The organism is Candidatus Jordarchaeum sp. (assembly GCF_052745115.1).
The window spans coordinates 1-2,139 of sequence record NZ_JBRAKS010000499.1 but is presented as its reverse complement, the minus strand read 5'-3'; the positions used below and the strand labels follow the sequence as shown (position 1 = coordinate 2,139).

Genomic DNA, 2,139 nt, shown 5'->3' with positions numbered 1-2,139 from the left:
AACCGAACACCATCTGGAAGTGTCCTAGATGGGTAAGTTTCGGACAACGGTTCTCGCCTGGGTACGACAACCAATCAACTCTGGAACAGAGGCTATTAGGTATCCGTCCTCGTCTCTCTCAACAACAACCGCAAAAAAAGTTTCTGCACTTAAACCACGCTCAACAGATTTTACGTACATATATGATCTGATAAAATAAAAACCTAAGGTGTTTTCCAAAACCTTCATTCAGTTTCAGCGTAAATCCTCCGCGATCGATGTATTTTACCCCAAACAATTTTTAATGATTTACCGTTTTTTGAATATAAGATTTTAAGATCTCTGGTATCTAAAAAAGGGGTAATCACGAGATCAATTTTAATAATAAAAAAATGGTTTAAGATTATTTGAACTATCCTTCCCTTTAACTCAACTAAATTTACCTGTATCAGAGACACCAACGATTCTAGTAAATAATAAAATAGTATAAATATCTAGTCAAAGAGGTATCTGGATATTACCATTTTGTGGATTTCTGTGGTGCCCTGAGCGTTTATGAATCCTAGTGCGTCGTGGAGATGTATCATTACTGGATAATCTTTGCTCCATCCGTAGCCACCTAGTATTTTTACGGCGGCTTCAGCCGATTTTCTTGCCAACTCGCAGGCATACCATTTGGCCATAGAAGTCTCCTTGGTGTGGCGAATCTTCTTATTGTCGAGCCAGGCCGCTTTATAAGCTAGGAGGCGTGCGGCTTCGATCTCTGTGTCTATCTCGGCGAGTCGGAAGCTTATTGCCTGGTTTTCGGCTATGGGTTTTCCAAAGGCCTCTCTTTCCTGTGCGAATTTTACCGCGATGTCGAATGAGGCTCGGGCGATTCCCACATTTCCTGCAGCTAAAACAAGTCTGGTTCGGTCAAGACACTTCATAGCATAGACGAATCCTTCGTTTTCTTTACCAATCAATCTGTCCGCGGGTACTCTACAGTCCTTGAACTCCAATTCGTTTGTGTGGTGTACCTTGATTCCCCAGCCCCACAGTCTTTTACCAACCACGAATCCTGGAGTTCCTATATCAATAAGGAAAGCACTGATGCCTCTTGCTCCCTTGCTGGGATCCGTTTTGGCAAAGGTAAGAATGCTATGCGATATGTCACAGTTACTGATTAGACGCTTCATACCGTTCAGGACATATTCACCGTTTTTCTTTTCCGCTCTCATTTTCATGTTTGCGGGGTCTGAGCCGGGCCCCTCGTCGGTTAAGGCGAAACCATAAAACTTTTCTCCGTTGGCTATGGGCGGTAGAAATTTCTTTTTCTGCTCTTCAGTTCCCCCAATTACTATTGGTAAGCACCCTAAGCCTCCTACCTCTAGGAGAGTCAGACAGGAACCACAAACGTAACCCACCTCTTCCGCCACAATGCAGACGTCAACCGTATCGGCATCCGTTCCTCCATACTTTTCTGGGATCCACATGTTTAGAAATTTTTTTATGAATTTTGCGACCAAGTTCTTGTTGAATTCTTCTTTTTCTTCCATTTCATCCACTAGGGGGGCGATCTCTTTTTGGCACCATTCCCTTACTGAGGCTCTTAACTCTTCTTGTTCAGGAGTAAATCCAAAGTCTATGGGCAAAACATACCCTCCATTAAATTTGTTTATATTATTTCCTACTATCAGAATATTAAACATTTAAAAATAATGGTTTGGCTTAGTTTTAACCCTAAAAATTAAGAAATAAAGGAAAAAATTGAATATTTTGAGATCTTTAAGAGAGGTAATTTTCCCTCGCAATTTCTCTGCTTTTTGTTTTATTCCCCGTTTTTCATAGAATTATTGTTCTTTTGTTTTACTTCTTGTCGCTTCTTAAGACTTCAAAACTGAGTGAAGCAATGAATGCTAGTCCAAAAGCGGTTATAGCTATGGAATTCGCTGAAGAAAAGGCGAGAATCATGCCTATGAAGGAAAGAACTATTACGAGCAGGTTGCAGAAATACAGCCAGCGGGGCGTATTTATTTTTAGAGCTCGTAGTCGGTCGAATTTTGATTTTTCCATCATTTTAACCGCATCCTTGTTATGTAGCTGAGCTATATAATTTGAATTAATCCTTATAACATTTTCTAATGAGGAAGAAAAAAATTATTTTATAAAAAATATATC

The 2,139-nt window shown here is 40.1% G+C and carries 3 protein-coding genes; 1 reads left to right on the top strand and 2 read right to left on the bottom strand.

Translation table 11 applies throughout. The features are described from left to right. Positions 1–28: 28 nt before the first annotated feature. Entirely contained in the window at positions 29–199 is a 171-nt protein-coding gene (locus ACUVXA_RS20120; RefSeq protein WP_445873077.1) for a hypothetical protein, read from the top strand. A gap of 274 nt (positions 200–473) precedes the next feature. Here the strand turns inward: ACUVXA_RS20120 and ACUVXA_RS20115 are convergent, their stop codons facing one another. Next, a complete protein-coding gene (locus tag ACUVXA_RS20115) occupies positions 474–1,613 on the bottom strand; it encodes an acyl-CoA dehydrogenase family protein (protein ID WP_445873076.1) in 1,140 nt (379 codons plus the stop codon). A 214-nt stretch (positions 1,614–1,827) separates the two neighbouring features. After that, positions 1,828–2,037, bottom strand: a complete 210-nt coding sequence (locus ACUVXA_RS20110) for a hypothetical protein (RefSeq protein WP_445873075.1) — start codon at positions 2,035–2,037, stop codon at positions 1,828–1,830. Positions 2,038–2,139: the final 102 nt, after the last annotated feature.